Below are 7,566 nucleotides of genomic sequence, written 5' to 3'. Positions count from 1 at the left end.
CCGCGATCCATGGCACGGCGCTGGGCGGCGGGCTGGAGCTGGCGCTGGTGGCGCATTACCGCATCGCCGTGCCCTCGGCCAAATGCGGTCTGCCCGAGGTGAAGCTGGGCCTGCTGCCCGGCGCGGGCGGCACGCAGCGCCTGCCCCGCGTGGTCGGCATTCCCAAGGCGCTGGAGATGGTGACGAGCGGCGATCCCGTCTCGGCCAAGGCCGCGCTGGCGATGGGGCTAGTGGATGAGCTGGCCGCCGAGGGGCAACTGCGCGCCGATGCGCTGGCTTTCGCCAACCGCGTGCTGGATGAGGGCCGCCCGCTGGTCAAGGTGCGCGACAAGACCGACAAGCTGGAGGAAGCACGCGCCAATCCCGCAGTCTTCGAGGACTTCCGCAAGGCCAATGCCAAGAAGTTTCGCGGCTTTCTGGCGCCGGAAAACAACATCCGCTGTGTCGAGGCGACGCTTTCGGACCGGCCTTTCGAAGAGGCGCTGGTCTATGAACGCTCGCTCTTCGATGAGCTGATGGCGGATAGCCAGTCCGCCGCCCAGCGCCATGTGTTCTTCGCCGAACGTCAGGCCGCCAAGGTGGATGTGCCCGCCGAAACGCCCACATTGAAAATCGAGACCGTCGGCGTGATTGGCGCGGGCACGATGGGCGGTGGCATTGCGATGAATTTCGCCAATGTCGGCATCCCCGTCACTTTGGTGGAGACCACGCAGGAGGCGCTGGACCGGGGCCTTGGCATCATCCGCAAGAATTACGAAGCGACCGCCGCCAAGGGCAAGATGAAGCCCGAGGATGTCGAGACGCGGATGGGGCTGATCCGGCCCTCGCTGAGCCTCAACGATCTGGGCAGCGTCGATCTCATCATCGAGGCGGTGTTCGAGCAGCTGGATGTGAAACAGGAGATCTTCCGCAAGCTCGATCTGATCGCCAGGCCGGGGGCGCTGCTGGCCACCAACACCTCCTATCTCGACATCGATGATATTGCCGGGGTGACCAAGCGGCGGGAATATGTGCTGGGGCTGCATTTCTTCTCCCCTGCCAATGTGATGAAGCTGCTGGAGGTGGTGCGCACCAAGGACAGCGCGCCCGCCGTCTATGCCACGGCGATGAAGCTGGCCAAGACGATCGGCAAGATCGGCGTGCTCTGCGGCAATGGTTATGGCTTTGTCGGCAACCGCATTCTGGCGGCGCGCGGCGGTCAGGCCGATCAGCTGATCCTTGATGGCGCCAGCCCGCAAGCCGTGGACAAAGTGCTCTATGAGTTCGGCTTTGCCATGGGCCATTTCCAGATGCGCGATCTGGTTGGGCTGGACGTTGGCTGGAACCGGGCGACGACCGCCTCTTCGAACGTGCGCGAAATCCTCAATGAGATGGGCCGCCACGGGCAGAAGACCAGGGCCGGTTTCTATGACTATGACGAGAAGCGCAACGCCACGCCCTCGCCCGTCGCGCTGCAGGTGATCGAGGATTTCGCCACCAGACAAGGCATCGCCCGCCGCGCCATCGACGAGCAGGAAATCCACGACCGCATCCTCTTCGCCATGGTCAATGAGGGCGCGAAGATTCTGGACGAGGGCATCGCCGCGCGCGCCAGTGATATCGATATCGTCTGGATCACCGGCTATGGCTGGCCGAAATATCGCGGCGGGCCAATGTTCTGGGCCGATCTGCAAGGCCTGCCAACCGTCCTCGCCAAGCTGAAAGCGTTGGAGGCGGCGCATGGATCGATCTTCACGCCCTCGCCGCTGATCGAGCGACTGGTGGCGGAAGGAAAGGGGTTCAAGGACGCATGATGAAAGGTCACAAGATCGCCGTCACTGGCGTGGGAGAAACCGCCTTTCTGCGCAAGGGCGAGGAAAACCCGCTGCAGATGATGACCCGCGCCAGCCTGGCCGCCATCGCCGACGCAGGCCTGACTCCCGCCGACATCGACGGCTATATCGTCAACAAATATGCCGGGCATCCCAGCGAGGAAATGGCCTATTCCATCGGCGCCGGGCAGAAGCTTTTCTCGGCGGTGACCGACAGCGCTGGCGGCACCGCCACCACGGGCGACGCCCTGCGGCTGGCGCAGCTCGCCATCGAGGCGGGGCTGTGCCGCCATGTGCTGGTGCCCTATGCCATCCGCTCGACCAAGCCGGGGGGCGTCTATGCCTTCCATGCAAGGGAACCGCAGAAGGCCGGGCTGGAAATGCCCGCGGGCTTCTTCGGCCAGCCCACCTATTTCGCCACCATGGCCAACCGCTATGCTCACGAATACGGCATGAGCGAGGAAGAACAGGCCGCCGTGCCCATGACCTATCGCGCCTGGGCGGCGATCACCCCCTCGGCCCAGCGCCGGGAGCCGATGGATCTGGAGGCCTATCGCGCCAGCCCGATGATCTCCACGCCCTTGCGCGCCGCCGATTGCTGCCTCACCACCGATGGCGGCGGGGCCTATATCGTCAGCAGCGTGGAGGCGGCGCGCGATCTGCCGCATCCTGTGGTGAGCGTGCAGGGCGTGGGGCTGGGTTACAACAACTATCCCCACGGCGTGCTCTTCAGCCAGAAGCCCTGTACCTTCGAGTTTCCGGGGCGCGAATCCGCCGCTCAGGCCTATGGCATGGCGGGGATCGATCCCAAGGATCTGGATCTGGCGCAGGTCTATGACGGTTTCACCATCTCCGCGCTGGTGCAAACCGAGATGCTGGGCCTGTGCGAGCGGGGCGAGGCGCCGCGTTTCTACGCCGCCGGCCATGCAAAGCCCGGCGGGCGCATGCCGGTCAACACCAGCGGCGGCCATATGTCGGGCGGCTATGTGCCGGGCATCAATCTGCTGATCGAGGCGGTGCGCCAGCTGCGCGGGCAGGAAGGCGCGCGGCAGGTGCCTGACGCGAAGCTCTGCGCCATTGCCGGGCTGGGCGGCAACAACCATTCCACCACCGTTCTGGCAAGGATCTGAACCATGGGTTTTCCGATTTACCCCGTCCATCTGGAAGATCCGCTGTTTCAGGGCTTTTACGATGGGCTGGAGGCAGGCGAATTGCGCGTCACCGTCGACACGGAAAGTGGCGAACACGTCTGGTATCCGCCCGAGGTGGTGCCGGGCCGTCCCGATGCCACGCTGGAATGGCGCAAGGTCTCGAGCGAGGGCAGCGCCTACACCTTCACCACCGTGGTGCGCAGCCTGCTGCCCGGCGACCACAAGGATGAGGTGCCCTACACGGTGATCCTCTTCGAACCCGACGATGCGCCGGGCGTGCGCATCCCCGGCGTGCTGGTCGAGGCCGATGCCGTTCAGCCTGCCTGCGGCATGCGGCTGCGCTTTCGCGCCGTGGAAGCCGGGGATCACAAGATCGCGGGCTTTGCACCGGCGTAAAAGGAAAGGGGCGGATGGCCATTGTGCCACCCGCCCCTTTTTTGCTTTGTGATCCGCGCTTAGCGCGCCCGGAATTCCGCCAGCATCTTGTAGTAATCGTCGCTAGGCGCCTTTTCGCTGTGCTGCCCGGCAGGCCATGACGACTGTGGCGTCTCGGAGGCAATCGGCGGCGAGGTGTAATCCGACAGGCCCCGGCGACGGATGATCTTCCACACACCGTTGCGGCGCTCCAGATCGTCGAGATAGCGGCCTTGGAAGAACACATCCTCCTCGCCCGGGCCATCCTTGCGGTCGCGGCGGTGCTGGGCGAAGTAATAGCATTCGGAGAAAGCGTGGTCGCCCTTCACCTCGATGGAGATGTTGGTGATATGGTGGCAAGCGTAATGCAGCGCCGAAACGATCTTGAAGGCAAAGCCGACGAAATCGCTCGATTTACCCTCGAACTTGCCATGCTTATGGGTGGATTCCGGCCAGAACAGGCTGCGCAGCAGCGCCTCGTCGGCGCGGTCATTCGCGCGGGCATAGGCGTTGAGCAGCCACGCGATGGCATCCTTGGATTCCAGCACATCGAGCCGCTGCGCCGTCGAGAGCGAGCCCGCCGGCTTGCCTCCTGACGGGCTGGCGGCCATGGCATTGGCGGCAGCGGCCGCGAAAGGTGCGGCCAGCAGCGTGCCCAACAGGCGGCGGCGGTTGTGTTCATCCATGCTCGCTCTCCCTCAGTCGCACATTTCCAGCAGGCCCGGCACGGCCTTCAGGCGCGGCAGAACCTCCTTTTCGAACAGACGCAGGCTGCGCCATGACACCTCGGGGTCCAGCCCGCCCAGCAGGGCGTGGAACGTCACCGAGGTGCCGCGCCCCAGTCCGACCAGATAGTCGAAGCATTCATCGGGCGTGACGACCTTGATGTTGGGCATGGCCTTCAGCCCTTCCACCGTCTGGGCAGGGGAGTAGCGGGTCTGGCCCTCGCCGCGCTCCTTGGCCCATTCGGCATAGGCATTGGTGGCATAGGCGACATGTGGCGCCACGATGGGCCAGTCGCGCTCCGGGTCGTCGGTCACATAGAGGAAGCTGGCGGCGGGCTGGCGGTATTCTTCCGGCGCGGGGAAACCGGCCTTGGCGCGCTCTTCCTTGTAAAGCACGAAGAGATCCGGGTGGCCCGGGAAATACTGATAGCCCGCCTTGGCCGCGCGGATCGCCGATTTGTCGGTGGAACCGCCCATATAGATCTTCGGACCTTCGGGCGTGGCGGGCCGGGGGGTAACGCGCACGGTGCGGTCACGATATTCGAAGGGCTCGCCGGTCCAGGCCTGCTTCAGCGTGGCCATCGCCTCGTTCATCAGGCCGAGACGCTTGGTGATGTCCTTGCCGAACATCTCGAACTCATGCGGGCGATAGCCCATGCCCGCCGTCAGCCAGACGCGGCCCGGGCCGATGTTGTCCAGCACGGCAAGGTCTTCAGCCAGACGCAGCGGATCATGCATCGTCACCACCAGCGCCGAGAGATGGGTGGCAATCTGCCTGGTGGTGCCCAGAATCGAGGCCGCCTGCACCATGGAGGAGGGGCAATAACCGCCCTCCGCGCCATGATGCTCGGCCAGGAACACCTGCGTGAAACCCAGACCGTCTGCCCAGATCGATTGCTCGATCGCCGCGCGATACAGCGCAGGATGCGAGGCGCCGAAATCGGGGCGGTTCATATCGTAACGTAGGTTGAGCTGCACGGCCCGTCTCTCCTAAATGTGTTCTATGTCAGTCGGCTGAAACGCGCGCGCCGCCGATGCGGCCGGTCACGCGCTCGGCCTGCATGGCCTTGCCGCTGGTGAGCAGCGCGTCGATCTCGGCCTCGCTGTAGCCGACGTCGCCCAGAATCTGGCGCGTATGCTGGCCCAGACGCGGCGCGGTACCCACGGCCAGCCCCGGCGTCCGGCTCAGATGGACGAAGCTGCCGAAGGTGCGGACATGGCCATACATCGAATCCTTGTCCTCGATCACGCGGTTGCTCGCCTCGGCCCAGTCGGCCCAGAGCGCATCGCGCACCCAGCTGCTTTCGCGCACGATTTCGCAGGCCGCACCCGCGCCATCCAGTGCGGCAAAGGCCCCTTCGCTGCTGTGGGCGGCGAAATAGGGCGTCAGCAAATCCTGCAAGGCGGTATCATTGGCCGAGCGCGCACGCGCATCGGCAAAGCGCGGATCATCCGGCAGCCCCACCACACGCGCCAGAGCGGCAAAACGCTCATCCTGACGGCAGGAAATGCACAGCCAGCCATTCTGCGTGGGATAGATGCGGTCCAGCGCGTTGATGCCGGTCTGCGACTGGTCCAGCCGGAAGCTGTAGACCACCTCCTTCTGCGCATCGAGAAAATGCTCGGAGGTGGTCCACAGGCTGGAATGCATTTGCGGGCATTCCATATAATCGCCCACGCCGGTTTCAGCGCGCTTTTCCAGCGCCATCAGGATGCCGGCGGCGGCGAGGAAGCCATTGTTGTAATCCTCATTGCCGAAGACCGAGCGGGTGGGCGGATTGCCCTCGCCCCCGCCCTCGCGCAGCAGGCCGGTCCAGCCCGAAACCAGCGGCGCGAAGCTCTTGAGCAAAGATTTGGGCCCGCGCGAGCCGAAGCCCGGCATATAGGCATAGATCAGGCGCGGGTTGATCGAGAGCAGCTTGTCAAAGCCGATCCCCAGCTTGTCGGCCTTGCCGGGGCGCAGATTGTGCGTGACCACATCGGCCTGCGCCACCAGACGATAGGCGGCTTCCAGCGCCTCGGGCTGCTTCAGATCGAGGACGATGGCGCGCTTGCCGCGCTGGGCGGCGTCGAAACAGTCGGGCAGCGGGCGCATCTGGTCGCCGCCGGGGGTTTCCACCTTGATGACATCGGCGCCCAGATCGGAGAGCAGCCGCCCGCCATAGCCCACCGCGAAGAAGGAGGAGAAATCGACGACCTTGATCCCCTCCAGCGGCCGCTTGATGGCCTGCCCGCTGGCGGCCACCCGGGGCGCGGCGCGCGCGGCCAGAGCGGCAAGATCGCCATTGTCCGCACCGATGGCGGGCGCGGGCCGCGGCGCGGCGCAGGGCGTGCCCTTGAAGATCACGGCAGGCGCGGCCTGATGGATCGTGCCGAAATCCGGATCGGGCAGCGCCACGCGCTGGTTCACAAACTCCACCTGCGGGTCCAGCAGCACCTCGGCGGGGTGGAGCACCGGCAGCGCCGCCACATCGGCGGCATGCAGCAGCGTAATCCATTCGTCGCGCGGCTTCTGCTTGAAGGCCTCGGGCACTTCGACGCGGGCGATGTGATACTCATCCTCGCTGAGCGGCACGGCCATTTCCGGGCCCTTGACGGTCTGCACCCGGTCGCCGAAGCCCAGCACGATCATCGCCGCCTTGAAGCCGCCCGGCCCGCCGGTGTGGAACTGCAGATACTGGCCATCGCCGCATTGGAACATGCCGGTGATCAGGCGGGTGTTGCCGAAGCGGTCCATCGCCCCGGCATCGCCCTTCTTGATGTAGCTGATGCCCTCTTCCTGCCACCAGTCGTTCATCGGCGACTGGGCGATCATCGCATCGAGCAGCGAGGCCTCCACCTGCTGCCCCGTGCCGATGTTGCGCCGCGCCCGCACGGCCGCCAGAGCGCCGATCACCGCCAGAAAGGCCTGCCCGTAGTGCAGCGCGGGATGGCCCAGATAGATCGGCCCCTGGCGGAAGGGGCTGGACCGCTCGACCATCGTGCCCAGCAGGGCGGCGGTCAGCGCTTCGCCGTGGGGACGGTCGGCATAGGGGGTGTCCTTGCCATAGCCGGGCATCGCCACGGAGACCAGTTGGGGGCAATCGCGCTGCAGGCTGGCTTCATCCAGACCCAGCTTGGCGGCCTCGCGCTCCGTCATGGCATGGATCAGAATATCGGCCCCGGCCAGCAACCCGCGCAATTGCGCCTGATCCTGCGCGAGATCGAGTTCCACGCTGCGCTTGGAACGATCCCAGCTTTTGCGGGTCAGGTCATGGGCGAAGAACGCGCCGCCATGCGGCTCGACCTTCACCACGTCCGCGCCATGGTCGGCCAGCAGCATCCCGGCAATGGCTGCGGGCATGGATTGCGCCAGTTCGACGACGACAAGATGATCCAGGGGGCCAGACATCAAACGCTCCTCTCGCGGTCTTGTGCCGCATGATTCTGAGATGGGCTGGCGATGGAATCGCCTCCATCCGCCCT

General features: G+C 65.4%; 6 protein-coding genes. 3 read left to right on the top strand and 3 right to left on the bottom strand.

The genetic code is table 11. The features are described from left to right. The 3 genes from SR3_RS20955 to SR3_RS20945 form a co-directional block, all read left to right on the top strand. On the top strand, nucleotides 1–1,793 hold a 1,793-nt coding region (locus tag SR3_RS20955), incomplete at its 5' end, for a 3-hydroxyacyl-CoA dehydrogenase NAD-binding domain-containing protein (protein WP_068090349.1). Beyond that, nucleotides 1,790–2,941: a thiolase family protein gene (locus SR3_RS20950; RefSeq protein WP_245654030.1), complete on the top strand. Its 1,152-nt coding sequence runs from the start codon at nucleotides 1,790–1,792 to the stop codon at nucleotides 2,939–2,941. The genes SR3_RS20955 and SR3_RS20950, both read left to right, overlap by 4 nt. Before the next feature lie 3 nt (nucleotides 2,942–2,944). Then, nucleotides 2,945–3,358: a Zn-ribbon domain-containing OB-fold protein gene (locus SR3_RS20945; RefSeq protein WP_068090345.1), complete on the top strand. Its 414-nt coding sequence runs from the start codon at nucleotides 2,945–2,947 to the stop codon at nucleotides 3,356–3,358. Between the two features lie 59 nt (nucleotides 3,359–3,417). Here SR3_RS20945 and SR3_RS20940 read toward each other — a convergent pair whose 3' ends face one another. Genes SR3_RS20940 through SR3_RS20930 form a run of 3 tightly spaced genes read right to left on the bottom strand, consistent with a single transcriptional unit; the run spans nucleotide 3,418 to nucleotide 7,492 of the window. Beyond that, nucleotides 3,418–4,062 (bottom strand): nuclear transport factor 2 family protein, encoded by a 645-nt coding sequence (locus tag SR3_RS20940; protein ID WP_068090343.1) that lies wholly within the window; start codon nucleotides 4,060–4,062, stop codon nucleotides 3,418–3,420. A gap of 12 nt (nucleotides 4,063–4,074) precedes the next feature. Next, nucleotides 4,075–5,079 carry an LLM class flavin-dependent oxidoreductase gene (locus SR3_RS20935; RefSeq protein WP_068090342.1) on the bottom strand — a complete coding sequence of 335 codons (1,005 nt, stop codon included), beginning with the start codon at nucleotides 5,077–5,079 and terminating at the stop codon, nucleotides 4,075–4,077. A 28-nt stretch (nucleotides 5,080–5,107) separates the two neighbouring features. Continuing rightward, entirely contained in the window at nucleotides 5,108–7,492 is a 2,385-nt protein-coding gene (locus tag SR3_RS20930; RefSeq protein ID WP_068090340.1) for a CaiB/BaiF CoA-transferase family protein, read from the bottom strand. Nucleotides 7,493–7,566: the final 74 nt, after the last annotated feature.

It is taken from the genome of Novosphingobium rosa NBRC 15208, assembly GCF_001598555.1.
GTDB lineage: Bacteria > Pseudomonadota > Alphaproteobacteria > Sphingomonadales > Sphingomonadaceae > Novosphingobium > Novosphingobium rosa.
This window is presented reverse-complemented; position numbering and strand designations above follow the sequence as displayed.